The organism is Flagellimonas cixiensis (genome assembly GCF_042134615.1).
In the GTDB taxonomy this organism is placed as follows: Bacteria; Bacteroidota; Bacteroidia; order Flavobacteriales; family Flavobacteriaceae; genus Flagellimonas; species Flagellimonas cixiensis.
In genome coordinates this window covers 703,542-719,584 of the sequence record NZ_CP169639.1, presented here as the reverse complement: position 1 = coordinate 719,584, position 16,043 = coordinate 703,542, and the positions used below count along the sequence as shown (strand labels likewise).

The window sequence follows — 16,043 nt, the reverse complement described above, 5'->3', positions numbered from 1 at the left end:
CCTGTAAAGTGTAATATTGTTAGGGTAAAGGCTAAAAATGATACATTTGGATTTACGTGTATCTCAAAATTAGTTTGGTTATTGCTTTTTTGTCTCTGTCCTGATATTCTTCGTTTAGACCAAGTAAATCAAAGTTTATATATTGGTCGGTATTGGCATCAACAACGACCTCATAATTCTTTGAGACATATAAAAAGCTGTCAGGTATGGGTAGGGCATATTCTATGTATATCAAAAACATATCATCTGTTCCTTTGATTTCGATTGATTGGATGTATTTTTTTATCAACTCCCTTTTTTCATTAAAAGAAACACTTTCAAGTTTTTCCGCTTTATCTGTTGTCTTTAAGACCATTTCCATGATTTTCTCTAAGGGAGTGCCTTTCAATTTGCTCAAATCCTTTTTTGCCTCTTCCCTAAGAATGTCTAGGTTTTTTATAGTGTCAATTTGGTCATCAATGTTTTCGATTTCCTTTTCAATTCTTTCTTTTTGAGATTGAACTGTTTTACGAGTCTTAACAATCTCCTCTTCACTAACAATTTCTTTGATAACCAATTGAATTGTTCTTTGAAGTTGACCATCAAGTTGTGACAATTCTTTTTCAAGTATATCTTTTCTCTCATCTAGTTCAAGTAACTTCTCATCGTTTCTTTCACCTGTAAGATGGGATTCAACTCCTTCATAAAGATTATTGAACTCAAACAGACCCCAAACTAGATTTTCGAGCGCATCAACCCGAAAGTATGGATTATGGCAGTTATCACCGTTTCTAACACTAGAACATCTATAGTATCTAATGTTTTTATCATAGTTCAAAATGTGTGCTGTTTTACCACACTTACCACATTTGACTAAATGTTTTAAAAGGTACTTGTGTTCCACACGTTTACCTTTGTAGGTAACATTGTGTTTTAATTGTTTTTGTGCTTTTCGCCAGAGTTCTTGGTCAAGTATTGCGGGTATGGGATAGTGTTTGTCTCCAAACCTTTTTTGCCCCATGTACGCAGGATTTTTTAGAATGCTGTGGATTGTGGGCTGTTTCCAAACTAATGCTCCGTTCTTGGTGGGTACTCCCATTTCGTTCAGTTCCTTGGCTATTCTGCCACCCCCAACACCCTCAATACATCTTTTAAATATCAATTCTACAATTTTGGATGTTTCTTCATCAATGACCAAGTATTTGTTGTCATCTGTTCTATAGCCATAAGGGATATGGTTTCCACCTGTAGCTTTGCCCTCTTTTGCATTGTCGAGTAAAGTTCTTCTTATCTGTGCAGTTTGCATTTCAATTTGATAAGCATTGATAGCCGTCATTATACTGGCTTGAAGGAATTGGGTAGGGTCATTCAAATCCGCTTTGTTGTCACCAAAAAAGACTTCGATTTCCATCTTCTTGGCTAAAGCCGAGAACAAGTGAAATGTTACGCTGTTCCTTTCCAATCGATTTTGATGTCTAAACCAGACAGCACCAAGTCTTTTTGAAGCTATATCCTTCATCATTCTATCTAACTGTGGTCTGTCCTTAATTTCATTGCCACCAGAGATTCCCTGTCCCTCGTTGTAGATTTCGTATTGTCGATAGCCATTAGCCTTAGCAAATTGTTTACCTTCCCTTAGTTGGTTGGCAATTGAATTATTGCTTTCATCCTCTTTTGACAATCTTACATATATCCCAAGCATATTTTTCTTTTCTTTATAACGTGAAAACTTTCAAGAATAGTACTTTTAACAAAGAGCCATCGGGAACCCTACAACCCAGTAATGCAGATAAACAGATTACACAGAAATTGAAAATTGCTTCCGACGCTTTGGATATTAAAGTTTTGGATCATTTGATCATTGCCCAACACGAGTATTTGAGTTTTGCGGATCAAGGAATATTATAGTCATTGAGCATTTATGTTGTTGATATTTACCCATAAGGTCACCAATAGGTTAACGTACACCACCAAGCAGATTTTTGAAAAAATCCTGGGGGTGGACATTGGGTTTACCACCAAAGTGGAGGACTTTATCAAGCATTCTGGGCCAAAAATGACCTATTCCAAACAACCCTTACAGAATGAGTTCTTTATCCGAAGCAACGATTTGTTGTTTGAACAAGGAATCAACGATTTGGAAATCAATGTTTCCGATTGGGATGGGGTGCCGTGTTTTTTTGCGGCAGGAGAAAAGAGCACATTACCTTTTGATGTTTTTTCGGCCAGTTTTTTTCTGTTGAGTCGTTACGAGGAGTATTTGCCCCATGTAAAGGATAGCGTAGGGAGGTTCCCGGTGAAAGAAAGTATTGCTTACCAAAACAAGTTTTTACATTTACCGGTTGTTGATCTTTGGGCCCATAAATTAATGGCAACTCTGCAAGAACGTTTTCCAGAATTGGAAAGCAAGGAAAAGAATTATCAGTTTACTTCAATAATCAATGTCACCACTTCCCATGCATTTGCCATGCGGGGGATATCACGAACCTTAGGTGGTTTTTTTATTGATATTGGGAATTTTAAATTTCGCAATGTGGTAAAACGATTTGCGGTTTTATTGGGCATTCAAAAAGATCCATACGACAACTTTTTTGAGTTGGTGGAGATCCATAAAAAGTTTCCCATAAAAAGCATGTTCTTTTTCCAGTTTGCAAAGCATTCGGCACACGATAAAAATGTATCCACGAACAATAACAAGTTTCGATTTTTAATCAAATCGATAGCCGATTACAGTGTTGTTTCGTTGAGCACATCATTCATGTCCTCTTCAAATAACAATGTGTTGCGCGAAGAGAAAAAACAATTGGGAAACTTGATTAATCGTCCTATCAATTACTCCAGGTTGCGATACAACCGGGTTAATGTGCCCGCAGCATACCGTAGCTTGGTAGAAACAGAGTTTACCGACGATTTTTCCATGGGGTATACCCATGAAATTGGATTTAGGGCGGGAACTTGTACACCATTTTATTTTTATGACATCAATACCGAAATTCGACAGCCTATAAAAATCCATCCGTTTGCCATGCATGATTATGCATTGACCCATTTTAAAACAAAAGAAGAAGTATTTGCAAAATTGGATGAGGTATATCGCGTGGTTAAGCAAGTAAAGGGAGAGTTGATCTTTGTCTTTTCCAATGAACTGTTGGGAGGGGAACACAATTTGGATTGGATGGCACTTTATCAATCAATTTTAAAGCGTTACTATGTTTGAGCATCAGGTTACCGATGTGTTTTTTGATCTGGACCACACCCTTTGGGACTTTGAAAAAAATTCAGCCCTCACTTTTGCCAAAATTTTAAGAGAGAATAGGGTCGAAGTAGAGCTGGAATCATTTTTGGAGGTGTATTCACCCATCAACCTGCAAATGTGGGCTCTTTATCGAGAGGATAAGATTACCAAATCTTCGTTGCGTTATCAACGTTTGCGGTTAACGTTCGACAAATTGGCAACTGAGGTAACCGATGACGTAATCGATGTCTTGGCCCATGAATATATTGCGCACCTATCTTCGTTTACGCATTTACTGCCCAATTCGATGGAGATTTTGGAGTACCTCTCAGCAAAGTATAGATTGCATATTATCACCAACGGATTTCAAGAGGTGCAAGATAAAAAACTCAAAGGGAGTCGAATTGACCATTATTTTGAAATTGTGGTAAATTCGGAAATGGCCGGCGTAAAAAAGCCTCACCCCCAAATTTTTGAATTGGCCTTGAACAAAGCCAATGTGCACTCAAAAAATGCGATAATGATCGGCGACAATCTCGAAGCCGATATTCTTGGCGCAAAGGCCATGGGCATGCAGGTGGTTCATTATAATTCCAATAAAGAACCGGATCATACGGAAAGCGTAATCATTAATGACCTTATTGAAATAAAGAATATTCTTTAGAGCGTGGACAAATCCTATAGATCCGATGGGTCCAATTGGAAATTAATTGGTTTTAGTTGGATAGGTTTTAAGCAGCTCCAAAGCTTTTAGGTGAATCTGTCTATCTTTACAGAACGGATTTAAATTTATATCTTGGAACAATAATTGTTTACCTAAACTATATGAAAGCAAGAATACTGTACATATTGATTTTCGCCTTGGGCATTGGCAGTTTTGCGCATGCCCAATTGAATAACTATAAATACATCGTTGTTCCTAAAAAATTTGATGCATTTAAAGAGGCCAACGAATACCAGACCAGTACGTTGATCAAACACTATTTTACCGAAAATGGGTTTAATGTGGTTTATGATGATGCACTCCCGATAGATTTGGCAGGTAATCGGTGCACAGGTCTAGTGGCCGATGTGATAGATGAATCAGGAATGTTTTCCACCAAAGTTTTTATTTCACTCAAAGATTGTCAAAACAAAGAAGTATTTAGATCTGTTGAAGGAATAAGTAAGGTCAAGGAATTTGGCCCCGCATATAAAGATGCAATTCAGAAAGCATTTATTTCTTTTGCCGGGATGAACTATACCTACACTCCTTCGGAAGCAACTGCGGCTAAAACTGATGATACGGTTACGTTGAGTTATAAAAACGATGTAAAATTTGTTGAGCCAACTGTAGCCGCAAATGTGGTGGAGCAAAAAGCAACTCCTGAAGAACAGGTGTATAAATCGATGGAGCCCAAACCAACTAGTTTTGTTAAAGGTGAAGCTGAGGTGCTATATGCCCAACCCATTCCAATTGGTTATCAGTTGGTGGATAGCACACCAAAAGTGGTGTTCAAACTTCAAGAGACTTCTATGGAAAACGTTTTCATTACCGAATATGAGGGCAATAGCGCTGTGGTCTTTTTAAAAGGTGGACAATGGATGTTGGAGTATACCGAAAATGGAAAGAAGCAGCAAAAAAACCTGAACATTAAATTCTAGTAATCGTACTTATCTTTCCAACGATTTTTTAAAAAATCTTTCATGGCCTTTTCCCTGGGATTGTTTCCTGGTTGGTAAAAAGTAGTACCGATAATGTCGTCAGGTAGAAACTCCATTTCTACAAAATTGTTTTCATGGTCGTGGGCATAATCATACCCTTTGCCATACCCTAAATCCTTCATCAACTTGGTTGGAGCATTGCGAATTGCCATGGGTACAGACAAGTCTCCTGTTTGTCTTACCATTTGTTGTGCCCTGTTTATGGCCATGTAACTGGCATTACTTTTTGCTGAACAGGCCAAATAGGTAGCACATTGACTTAGAATGATTCGTGCTTCGGGGTAACCGATTGTATTAACTGCTTGAAACGTGGTGTTTGCCATAACCAAAGCGGTTGGATTGGCATTTCCAATATCCTCAGAAGCCAAAATCACCATTCTGCGAGCAATGAATTTTACATCTTCACCACCTTCAATCATCCGTGCCAACCAATAAACAGCTGCATTGGGGTCACTGCCACGAATACTTTTAATAAAAGCAGAAATAATATCGTAATGCTGCTCTCCGGTTTTATCGTAAAGTACCGTGTTCTTTTGAACTTTGTTCATCACCAAATTATTGGTGATGACAATATTTTCCTTGTTTTCTGAGTTGACAATCAATTCAAAAATGTTGAGCAATTTACGGCCATCTCCTCCCGATAAGCGCAACAAGGCTTCCGTTTCCTTAAGTTCTATTTTTTTATTTGAAAAATCTTTGTCGGTGGCAATGGCTCGCTCCAAAAGCGCAACTAAGTCCTCTTTGTCAAACGGGTTTAGCGTGTACACCTGACAACGCGACAGAAGTGCAGGAATGACCTCAAAACTTGGATTTTCGGTAGTGGCCCCCACCAATGTTACCCAGCCTTTTTCTACCGCCCCCAAGAGAGAATCTTGCTGCGATTTGCTGAAACGATGGATTTCATCTATAAATAAAATGGGATTTTTGGAGGTGAAAAGTCCACCGCTTTGTTTGACTTTGTCTATTACTTCACGCACATCCTTGACGCCACTGCTAATGGCACTTAAGGTGTAAAATGGTCTTTTGCTTTCAGTGGCTATGATGTTGGCCAATGTGGTTTTGCCCGTTCCCGGAGGTCCCCAAAATATTAAAGAAGGTATTATCCCGTTCTTTATTTGGGTGGTTAATGCGCCATTAGGGCCCACCAAGTGTTGCTGACTTATATAGTCCTCAAGGGTTTTGGGTCGAATGCGTTCTGCCAAGGGTTCGTTCATGAAGTAAAATTAAACAAAATTGAGGGCGTTATGGGTATGCCTGACAATTTGTGTAAATTCAAATTCATGGTCAGAAATTTGATGTTTTTAAAAGAATGGAATCAAAGGACACTTTAAAATTTACCAACGATGTGCTGCTAGCGCCACTAGTGGCCGTTTTAACAATTTGGTCGGTGTTTTGGGTGGAGGTAAAGTTCAATGTGAACTTGAATGATTATGGGGTTTATCCCAGGACTTTACCTGGGCTGCGTGGAATAGTATTAAGCCCATTTATTCATGTCTCGGTGGAGCATTTGTACAATAACACCATTCCTTTAGCAGTTTTAACGGCTTTTCTATTTTATTTTTATCGAAGCGCGGCCGTCAAGGTTGTTGTTTTGGGAATTTTAATTTCAGGATTGATCACATGGTCAATTGCCAGGCCTTCCTATCATATAGGTGCCAGTGGTTTGATCTATGTGCTGGCCAGTTTTATCTTCTTTAAGGGTATTCTGGCAAAAAACTATCGATTGGTGGCCTTGTCTTTAATCGTGGTTTTTATTTATGGCAGTATGATCTGGTATATTTTTCCTGTTGAAGAAAGTATTTCGTGGGAAGGTCATTTATCTGGCTTTTTAGCAGGCTTATTTTTGGCGTTTACCACAAAGGTGAAATTACCAACTGTTCGCAAGTATGCTTGGGAGCATGAGGATTACAATGAAGACGAAGACCCTTTTTTAAGACATTTTGATGCTGATGGCAATTTTATCGAAAATGTGGATGAACCAGAGGAGGAAATCCAAATTCGATATCATTATAAAGAAACCGAAAGCGACGAATAGTTATCTGCGTTGTCTTACCACCTCATATAGAAAAATACCGCAAGCTACGGACACATTCAATGAGCCGATATTGCCCTTCAATGGTAATTTAGCTTGATGGTCCACAACAGCTAGGGTAGAGGGGTTGATTCCTTTTTCTTCAGAGCCCATTATAATGGCAGAGGGCTTATTGAAATCCACATCATAAACTTCGTTATCCGCTTTCTCCGTGGCGGCCGTTATGGCAATGCCCGAAGCTTGCAAATAAAAAATGGCATCTTTCAAGTGGTCCACTTTTGCAATGGGTACGTTGAATGCAGCTCCTGCGGAAGTTTTTACGGTGTCATCCGTGATGGGAGCTCCACCGTTTTTGGGAACTACAATACCATGAACCCCAGAACATTCTGCTGTTCTAATGATGGCCCCAAAATTACGCACATCCGAGACTTGGTCCAACAAAAGAAATAAAGGCATCTTTTCGGTCGCCATTACCTGCTCCACCAGTTTTTCAAAATCTTGAAATTGTACGGGAGAAATCTGCGCAATGGCACCTTGATGGTTGTTGCGGGTGAGCCGATTTAATTTTTCAATGGGGACGTAAGATGCGCTAATGCCATTTTTTCGAACGGTTGATTCCAGTTCTTTCATCAACTCGCCTTTTAAACCTTTTTGGATAAAAACTTTATTGATGGGCTGGTCGGCATTTATGGCCTCCATAACAGCACGTATTCCGTAAATGAGCTGACTTTCTTTCATATGGGGCAAAAGTAAATAAAAAACCGCCCTAAAAGGGCGGTAAATATTTTTATGAATTGATTTAAGTGATTAAGAATTCAAAAACTCGAAAACTTTGATTAAATCTGCTTCTTCTTTCACATTTAAATCATTCTCATCCAAATACTTTTTAAGTTTTGATTTGAATGGTTCGTCAATCATTTTGATCAAATGTTTGTTCTTGGTTGGAATTTCATCGATTCTGTTGGCACCATTCGGTTGATAATAATACTCGATATAGTGACTGAATTTGTTTGGTACCGCTTTTACAAAAGAGTTTTGTGCTTTTTGCCCTTCACTGAATTTTACGCGGGTCCGCTTGAACAATTTGAAGTTGTCCCCATCATTTAACAGCGCCAAATAGCCATTTATGGTATTGTTTTTCGCATCAATAAAGGTTTTAAAGCTCAAAGGGTGTTTGTTGTCCAACATTACCGTAATGGCCTTGTCCTTATTCAAAGCCTTGGGCTGTTCTTCCTTTAGTGTAGAATTTTTGATTTCTATTTCTTCGTTGTAGGCATTGTAGCGATAGTACACTTTTCCTTGTGCTTCATCCCCGTAATACATTTCAGTAGCTTGAAATTCGTTTTCCAAATAGGGTGAACCTTGGAATTCATCAATTCCGGTTTGAATCCTTAAACGTTCAAATTGATCGCTAATAGCTCCTATGGAGTTGTTGATCATTGCTTGCGAAGCTCCACCTAAGTTACCAGAAGATCCTGGGGTTACGCCAGCATATTGGCAAAATCCGTTAAGGCCTAAAAAAGAGGCGAATAGAAGTAATAATTTGTTTTTTGACATGATTGTGATTTTTACCTAAACTAATTATTATTTCATGTGATGTCAAGCTCATTGTCAGTATTTTAACACAAAATCAAGGAAAAATATGTTAAACATTCAAAAATATTGATTAAATGCAGGGGGGGGGGTACAAAAAAAGGCCGTTTAAAACGGCCTTAACTATTGATATGTGTGCACTATTTTAAGAGTTTAAAAACTCAAATGCTTTGATTAGGTCTGCTTCTTCTTTGATGTTCAATTCATTTTCTTCCAAGTATTTTGAAAGTTTTTCCTTGAAAGGTGCATCCAACATTTTAATCAACTTTTTGTTTTTTGTTGGAATCTCATCAATTCGATTCACTCCTTTTGGTTGATAGTAGTACTCAATGTAATGGGTAAACCTGTTTGGAATGGCACTGACAAAAGAGTTTTGCGCTTTTTGTCCTTCTGTGAATTTCACCCTAACCCTTCTAAAAAGTTTAAAGTTATCTCCTTCGTTCAAAAGGGCTAAATATCCGTTAAGGGTATTGTCTTTGGCATCAATAAAAGTACTAAAGCTCAAAGGGTATTTATTGTCCAGCATTACGGCAATAGCCTTGTCTTTATTTAGGCTTCGCGGCGCTTCATCGGCCAAGGTCGAATTCTTGATTTCTATTTCTTCGTTGTAGGCGTTGTAGCGATAGTAAATTTTACCTTGATCCTCATCGCCATAATACATTTCGGTGGCTTGAAACTTATCTTCCAAATAAGGAGAACCTTGGAATTCATCGATTCCGGTCATAACCTTTAATCTTTCATAAGAATCGGTTATGCCGCCAACGGAGTTGTTAAGTAGTGCTTGGCTTACCCCAGATCCATGCATGCTACCTGTGCCTCCTGGTTGGTAACCTGCATATTGGGCGAAACCGTTAACCCCTATAAAAGAGGCGATTAATAAAAATAGAGTGTGCTTAAACATGTTAGTGAATTTTATCGAATATAGTTAAAATTATTAGTGTTTTCAATGGCTTTAATTGGTATATAGATTATTTAACGCAACAATAAACAATATCTAAGTTATTTCAGTCACAGATTGCAAAAATGATAGATTGTGGTAAATAAAAAGGGCTGTTTATTAAAAACAGCCCTTTTATTTAACATTTTAACCCTTAAGGTTAACAATTATTAGTCGTAGCAGAAATCGATAGCAATCTCACCCGCTGGGGTAGAAGCAGCAACGCTACCTACTAGGTTTCCATTTGGCGTATAGATTTCCATGGAAATCTCACCCCAGTTATCTCCAGGGAAGTACCAAGTAGCAGATTCAGTACCTGCAGGAATGGTTATGGTAGCAGTAGCATCAGAACCATCGTTAGCTGTACAATCTGTAGACCCTAAGAAAGTTCCAGCAGCAGCCGAATATGGAGAACACATACCGAACTCGATAACAGTTCCGTCATCAAGGGTCACGGTAACTCCATCACCACCGTTGGCATCAGTTGTTTGCCATCCATCACCGTATGAATCGTGCATTTCAATGGTCCAAGTTCCAGCGGTAGGAGCTTTAGGAGGACAAGTGATCAATACGTCATAGCTGAAAGGAGAAGAATAGAAAGTTCCTGTTAAGGTACCAGTGTTATCTTCTGCACTGAAAGTTCTACCATCGTTGGTTACCAATTCGAAACGGAATGTAAATGAATCGAAAGGTCCTACTTGATCTTCGGTTAAACCTAACAAGGTGATTGCTTCGCCTTGAGTAATTCTGTACACCATTGTTGGTAGACCGTACTGGCTTGTTTCAAATTCCTCGATAGGGAAAGTTTGAATCAATTCATCATCGATAGAGAATACATCGGCATCATCGTCGAAAGTACCGTAAACATTCATTTCAGTTACGATTTCTTTACCGTCTTGAACTTCCAATTCAACCTCAAGGGCTGCATCGTAATCTCCGATCGGGTATTCGTTTGAGACCAAGTTCACTTGTCTCAAAGCTACACCCCTACCAACATCATACAAGATTGTATCTATCGGAAGATCGGAATCTTCACATCCAATCGCAACGATAAGTGTTGCTAGGAGAAATTTATATATAGATTTCATTAGTATATAATTTTTTGTTAAACGATTTAGTTAGCTGGTGGGAATTGAGGGGACGCTGGATTAGTATCCCAAAACACCTGAGTTGTCAAATCTGACTTCTGAGTCAAGTTAGGGTTGGTAATAACCTCATCAGAAGGGTAAAGGAAAGATCTTGGATAAGGTCCTGGATCTGGTTCCCAGTTAGGCAACAAGTTGGTTGGATACCCTGTTCTTCTGTAGAAGTTGTGGGCCTCTGCACCACCACCGTACATTGTAATAAAGAACTGTGTTCCCAAAACATTCATTTTATCCTCTTCGGTTGCGCCAGCAGTGAAGTCATCAACAACCCCAGTAATGAAGGCAGTGATTTCTTCAGCAGTAGGCTCAAAAGAAGTATCAGCAGCACCATCCAAAGCGGCAAAAGACTGAGTCTTGGCAATGGATTTGGTAAGTCCAGCTTGGATGTGACCAGCTACAACTGCATCAGATGCACCAGAAGCGTAAGCAGCTTCAGCCTTCCAGAAATCTACATAAGAGGCCAAGATGATTGGCTCAATACCAGCACCAGCTCCACCAGCTCCTTGGAAGATACCTTCGAATCTGTTGTCATCAAAGTTACCAGCAGCAGGATAAACACCTGGAGTAGTTTTCAAAAGACCGTCTGGTGGTCCACCTTCGTCGTTACCGTGAGATCTACCCCAGTATCCGTTCGGAAGGCTACAGTATGGTAATCCTTCGTAGTGATCAGGAACGATAAACAAAGAACAAGAAAGTGTTTCTTCGTTCACAGGTACTTCATCACCGTTGATGTCAACGTTACCAGGAGTACCATCAGCTTGACGATAGAAATAGTAACGAATTCTAGGATCGTCATTTTCTAGCATTTGCCACATGATCCAGTTAGAACGGTATCCACCAGCACCAGTATCAGTATAGGCTTGAGCATAATCTGGGTGACGAGTATCTGGGTTAAGGATGTTGGTTCCATATTGGAACTGTAAATCATCTGCAGAGCTTGTAATATAGTTGCTGCCAGAAGCGATGCTGTTGAAAGCGGCAAGGTCTCCAGTAGTCAAGTAAGCTTTCATTTTAATGGTATTCACTGCTTTGATCCACTTGGAAGCATCACCATCATAGAACAAATCTGTTGCACCTGTTGGCAAACCAGAAGTAGAGTTGAATAGAGCGCCTGCCTCATTCAACAATCCGATTGCTGCGGCGTAAACTGAAGCTCCATCGTCCAAAACTGGAGCAGGAAACTCAGCTGGGTTCAATGCTTGTGAATAGGCAGCTTCACCAATGTAATCCACAATCAATAAAAGCGAGTGTGCCAACATGGTTTTACCCATGGCAACATTGTAGCTGTAATCGATGTCGGTTTCTGCGTTGATCTCTTCCATGGATAATGTGTTGGACATGATCCCTACGTAGGTGTTGCTCCAAATTCCGTTGGAAGATGCACCGGTGTAGTTGTTGAAATAGATACGACCGCTCATGTAATCGATACGGGTCAACTGCGCACCGAAGTTATTGAACGTAGTCATAACGTTTCGATAGTTCAGCTGCACCGTGTTCAACAATAGGTTTGGATCGGCCTCTGTCAATGCGTTCGGGTTCTTACGCAAATCCAGTTCCGTTGTCTCGCAAGAACTCAATGGCAAAAGCGCCAAGAGTGCTATGGAAATGTATTTAAATATATTTTTCATGATTTCTTTTCGTTAATTTTTTTAAAAGGTCAATTTGACACTCATACCATACTTTTTAGAAGCTGGACCGTTGATATAGTCAAAACCTTGACTGTTACCAATACCAGCACCCATAACGTTAGGGTCAAAGTTGGCACCGTCAGGAGTATTGTAAGCATCATACCAAAGGTTGAAACCTTGAGCGGTAATGGTCAAAGAGCCAAATGGAGTTTTTTCCAAGAATTTAGATGGGAAAGTGTATCCCAAAGAAAGTTCTTGCAAACGAACAACAGAAGCATCGTAAATCTTCATTTCAGCAGGTCCAAAAAGAACGTTGGTGAAATAGAAAGATGAGTTGTTGATTTGCTTGTTGTTTACTTCACCAGTACTTTGTTGTACACCTGGCAAAATAAATGTTTGCTCTCTATCTTGAGTTTCAGTGATCAAACCACGACCAAGCAATGTTGCAATGGTGTTAGACATCATGTCTCCACCTTTGGTCCAGTTGAATTGGAAACCTAGGTTCCAGTTTTTGAAACGGATAGAGTTGATGAAGTTGGTTGTGAAATCTGGGTTTGGATCACCAATGATTGGAGTATCACCGTTAATGTCAGATTCTACTGAAACATAGTTACCAGAAGAATCAACCAAGAAGTTTCCGTCTTCGTCTCTTCCAATTGCAGTACCTACGATTACACCCAAAGGCTGACCTTCGATAGCGGCGTTACCACCAAGGAACAATTCTTGTCTACCACCGTAAATGATAATGTCTTGCTCTTGCTCAACAACTTTAGGCTTGTAAGTAGAGAAGTTAACTCTAGAGTTCCAGTTGAAACCATCAGAGCTTTCGCTTCTGAACCAGTCTACACCTAAATCAATTTCAACCCCTTGACCTTCAATTTTACCAACGTTACTTTGTGTAACAGTAAATCCAGTAGATGGAGAAAGAGGCTCTCTTACGATAAGGTCTTTAGTTACCCTGTTAAAGTAGGTGAAATCTAAAGATACCGCGTTGTTCAAGAATTTAGATTCGAAACCAAGCTCATACTCAGTAAGAAGCTCGGGCTTAAGATCTTCGTTAGCTGCAAACGGTGAGTTTGCGTTGGTAGTAAGTTCACCACCTTCACCCCAAGCTCTTGTAGATTGGTTAACCGTTCTTACTGTTGGATATGCTCCTGGGAATGCAGCAGATTGTCCGATACCAGCTCTCAATTTCAAGAAGTTCAAACCTCCTGCAGATTGCAATCCGCTAAAAGCAGCGGTAGGCAAGAAAGAGATACTAGCACTAGGGTAAGTCATACTATTGTTTGCAGACGCAAGGTTGGATACCCAGTCAGTCCTTGTTGCCAAAGACAGGTACAACATGTTGTCAAAATCAAAAGTAGCTTGACCTAAGATACCTGCAATGTTTTGTTTTTCCAAGTATTGGATTGGCACCTGAGTCTCATAGTTAAAGTGTCTTGCAACACCATAAGCTATCTGACCAGAACTGGAAACACCTTGTCTGTCATAAGTAGTAGACTTTACGGTAGCACCAGCTGTGAAACTCATGCCCAATTTTTCTGAAAGGTCATAGTTACCATCAAGAGCCACGTAATGATCCCAGATTGTATTGTTGTTGTCATAAGTGTCCAAGAAACCAAAAATAGCTTGGTTAAACCCTACCCCACCTTTGTTAGAGTAGTTGGTGTTTCTTTCGTTGTAGAAATCCAGACCAGCACGGTAAGTAAGGTTCATGTTATCGTTAATGGCATAGGCCAAAGATGCATTCCAGAATACACGGTTGGTTTGCTGTCTGTACTTAACGTTGTTTTGTACCCATCTTGGGTTGATGATACCGTTAGTTGCACGATAGTAAACACTTGAGTTGTCAATTGGGTTTTCCCAAGGAAGTCCCATCAAGTCAACACTACGAGGGGTAAAGAATACGTGACCAAACAAAGAAAGACCCAAGGAACCGTTACCTCTACTCGCTGCTACAGGAGGAGATTTGTAATCTGTTCTAGAGTAGTTCATTACAGCGCTAACTGTAAATTTGTTGGATAGTTTAGATCTACCACCCACGGAAAGGTTCATACGTTGAATGGAGTTTCCAGGAACGAAACTCTCGTCATCCAAAAGACCCAAGTTTACATTATAGTTGGTGTTTCCGTCAGCAGAACTTCCGTTTACGTTGATAGAAGTGTTACTAACACCGCCAGGAGCCAAGAAATTCTCTACAGAATCATAAGGTCTCCACTCGTATCTTGCATTTTGCAGTTCAGGAAATGCATTTCTAACACTAGAAAGTGAAGAAGTGGCATACGGGTGACGAATAGTACCTTGGTCGTCAATATCATAAATTGCTGGGAAAGAGTTAGGATTTCCCCAACCTGCAATACCTTCTCTTTCGAAACTTGGGCCCCAGTTACTGAAGAACCAACCAAAAGCCTGGTCGAAACCGTTACCGTATTTATCTTGATAATCTGGCAAGGAAGCCAAAGCATTAACAAAATAAGACTGGCTTACAGTGATTTCAGATTTTTTCTTTCCTTCAGTTGCAGCACCGGCCTTGGTAGTAATCAAGATTACACCGTTTTTACCAGCAGTACCATAAAGTGTTGCAGCAGCAAGACCTTTAAGTACTTCAATGTTTGCGATGTTGTTTGGATCTAAATCCAAGAAACGGGACGAACCAACGTTTCCATCCAAGAAGTTACCTGCTGCGTTAGTGTCACTACTAAAAGGAACACCATCTACAACAAAAAGGGCTTGGTTACTTCCACTAAAGGAACTCAAACCACGAATAACCACGTTGGTCGCAGAACCGGACATACCACCAGCGGCAGTAATGTTTACACCGGAAGCCTTACCAGAAAGTACCCTTGCGACATCACCTTCAGTCTTGTCGTTCAAGTCTTCAGCACCTACAGAGGATACTGCATAACCCAAAGCCTTTTTCTCACGCTTAATACCTTGGGCGGTTACAACAACCTCTTCCAAAGCTTGGGTGTCAGCTTCCATCTGTACGTTAATTACGCTAGCGGCACCTACCACTCTAGTGGCTGGTCTTTGACCAATGTAAGTGAAAAGGATAGTTTGTCCTTCACTTGCAGTGATTGCGTAATTTCCGTCGAAATCTGTTTGGGTACCCGTTGTGGTACCTTCAACGACAATGTTGACCCCAGGTAACGGTAGGCCATCGCCATCCGTAACAGTACCTGTAATCGTCTTGTCTTGTGCAAAGGATATATGCACAACAAACGCCAATAATAGCGTTAACAATCCATTAAGTTTTGTTCTCATTGTTAAATTATTTGAATTAGCTAATGGCTAAAATCATAATTTCATGTTAATAAACCAAACTTATTTTATAAAATCTTTAAGACTGGGAACTTAAATGCAATAAGTGCAATAACTACAAATATCATTGACAACTATGCAATTTGTAGGGGTGCGAATTGATCTTCTTGTAAATTACGTGTCAAAACCCATAAAAATTATGGGGGTGTAGTGTAGCTTGTAAAAAATGAGTGAATAATCCTACATATTTTATAGTGATGTTGGTTGTTAAAGATTTTAACAAAGCAAATGTTAAGCTATTGTGAAGAGTTAAGAATTATGTCTTATACCTTAATATATAGTAGGAAAAAATAAGCATCGATTTTGATTGACTCCCATGCTTTTTGATTTTGATTAATATTAAGGAATGGAAAAAGGTGTTTTTGGGTCAATTAAAATAGAATTCAACCATGGGAGTAAAAGGTTCTCTTCTCTTTTTTAAAATTAAACTCAAAATTAATTCCCATGTGTTTGAATTATTGGGAAATAT

General features: G+C 39.5%; 13 protein-coding genes. 5 read left to right on the top strand and 8 right to left on the bottom strand.

From position 1 onward, the window contains the following. Positions 1–52: 52 nt before the first annotated feature. Complete coding sequence (locus ABT310_RS03230) at positions 53–1,681, bottom strand: recombinase family protein (protein ID WP_375325318.1); 1,629 nt, start codon at positions 1,679–1,681, stop codon at positions 53–55. A gap of 20 nt (positions 1,682–1,701) precedes the next feature. Here ABT310_RS03230 and ABT310_RS03225 point away from each other — a divergent pair, with 20 nt between their 5' ends. The 4 genes from ABT310_RS03225 (at position 1,702) to ABT310_RS03210 (ending at position 4,858) form a co-directional block, all read left to right on the top strand. Beyond that, positions 1,702–1,887 carry a JAB domain-containing protein gene (locus tag ABT310_RS03225; RefSeq protein WP_375325317.1) on the top strand — a complete coding sequence of 62 codons (186 nt, stop codon included), beginning with the start codon at positions 1,702–1,704 and terminating at the stop codon, positions 1,885–1,887. A 13-nt stretch (positions 1,888–1,900) separates the two neighbouring features. Further along, entirely contained in the window at positions 1,901–3,196 is a 1,296-nt protein-coding gene (locus ABT310_RS03220) for a polysaccharide deacetylase family protein (RefSeq protein ID WP_375325316.1), read from the top strand. Next, on the top strand, positions 3,189–3,878 hold the full coding sequence (locus ABT310_RS03215) for a YjjG family noncanonical pyrimidine nucleotidase (RefSeq protein WP_375325315.1): 690 nt from the start codon (positions 3,189–3,191) through the stop codon (positions 3,876–3,878). The genes ABT310_RS03220 and ABT310_RS03215 overlap by 8 nt, the downstream gene beginning before the upstream one ends. A 161-nt stretch (positions 3,879–4,039) precedes the next feature. Beyond that, positions 4,040–4,858 (top strand): hypothetical protein, encoded by an 819-nt coding sequence (locus ABT310_RS03210; protein WP_375325314.1) that lies wholly within the window; start codon positions 4,040–4,042, stop codon positions 4,856–4,858. Here the strand turns inward: ABT310_RS03210 and ABT310_RS03205 are convergent. After that, complete coding sequence (locus ABT310_RS03205) at positions 4,855–6,132, bottom strand: replication-associated recombination protein A (protein WP_375325313.1); 1,278 nt, start codon at positions 6,130–6,132, stop codon at positions 4,855–4,857. The genes ABT310_RS03210 and ABT310_RS03205 overlap by 4 nt on opposite strands. Positions 6,133–6,227: 95 nt before the next feature. Here ABT310_RS03205 and ABT310_RS03200 point away from each other — a divergent pair, with 95 nt between their 5' ends. Next, positions 6,228–6,953, top strand: a complete 726-nt coding sequence (locus ABT310_RS03200) for a rhomboid family intramembrane serine protease (protein ID WP_375325312.1) — start codon at positions 6,228–6,230, stop codon at positions 6,951–6,953. On the opposite strand, the gene rlmB is transcribed toward ABT310_RS03200, so the two are convergent. From rlmB to ABT310_RS03170, 6 genes are all read right to left on the bottom strand, one after another. Further along, the gene (gene rlmB / locus ABT310_RS03195; RefSeq protein ID WP_375325311.1) at positions 6,954–7,688 is read right to left on the bottom strand and encodes a 23S rRNA (guanosine(2251)-2'-O)-methyltransferase RlmB; all 735 of its coding nucleotides are present in this window, start codon (positions 7,686–7,688) and stop codon (positions 6,954–6,956) included. It abuts the gene before it with no gap. Positions 7,689–7,757: 69 nt separating this feature from the next. Continuing rightward, on the bottom strand, positions 7,758–8,507 hold the full coding sequence (locus tag ABT310_RS03190; protein WP_375325310.1) for a hypothetical protein: 750 nt from the start codon (positions 8,505–8,507) through the stop codon (positions 7,758–7,760). A gap of 181 nt (positions 8,508–8,688) precedes the next feature. Continuing rightward, positions 8,689–9,444: a hypothetical protein gene (locus ABT310_RS03185; protein WP_375325309.1), complete on the bottom strand. Its 756-nt coding sequence runs from the start codon at positions 9,442–9,444 to the stop codon at positions 8,689–8,691. Between the two features lie 206 nt (positions 9,445–9,650). Further along, entirely contained in the window at positions 9,651–10,568 is a 918-nt protein-coding gene (locus ABT310_RS03180) for a hypothetical protein (RefSeq protein WP_375325308.1), read from the bottom strand. A gap of 26 nt (positions 10,569–10,594) precedes the next feature. Beyond that, positions 10,595–12,253: a SusD/RagB family nutrient-binding outer membrane lipoprotein gene (locus ABT310_RS03175; protein WP_375325307.1), complete on the bottom strand. Its 1,659-nt coding sequence runs from the start codon at positions 12,251–12,253 to the stop codon at positions 10,595–10,597. A gap of 21 nt (positions 12,254–12,274) precedes the next feature. Beyond that, a complete protein-coding gene (locus ABT310_RS03170; protein WP_375325306.1) occupies positions 12,275–15,517 on the bottom strand; it encodes a SusC/RagA family TonB-linked outer membrane protein in 3,243 nt (1,080 codons plus the stop codon). Positions 15,518–16,043 lie beyond the last annotated feature (526 nt).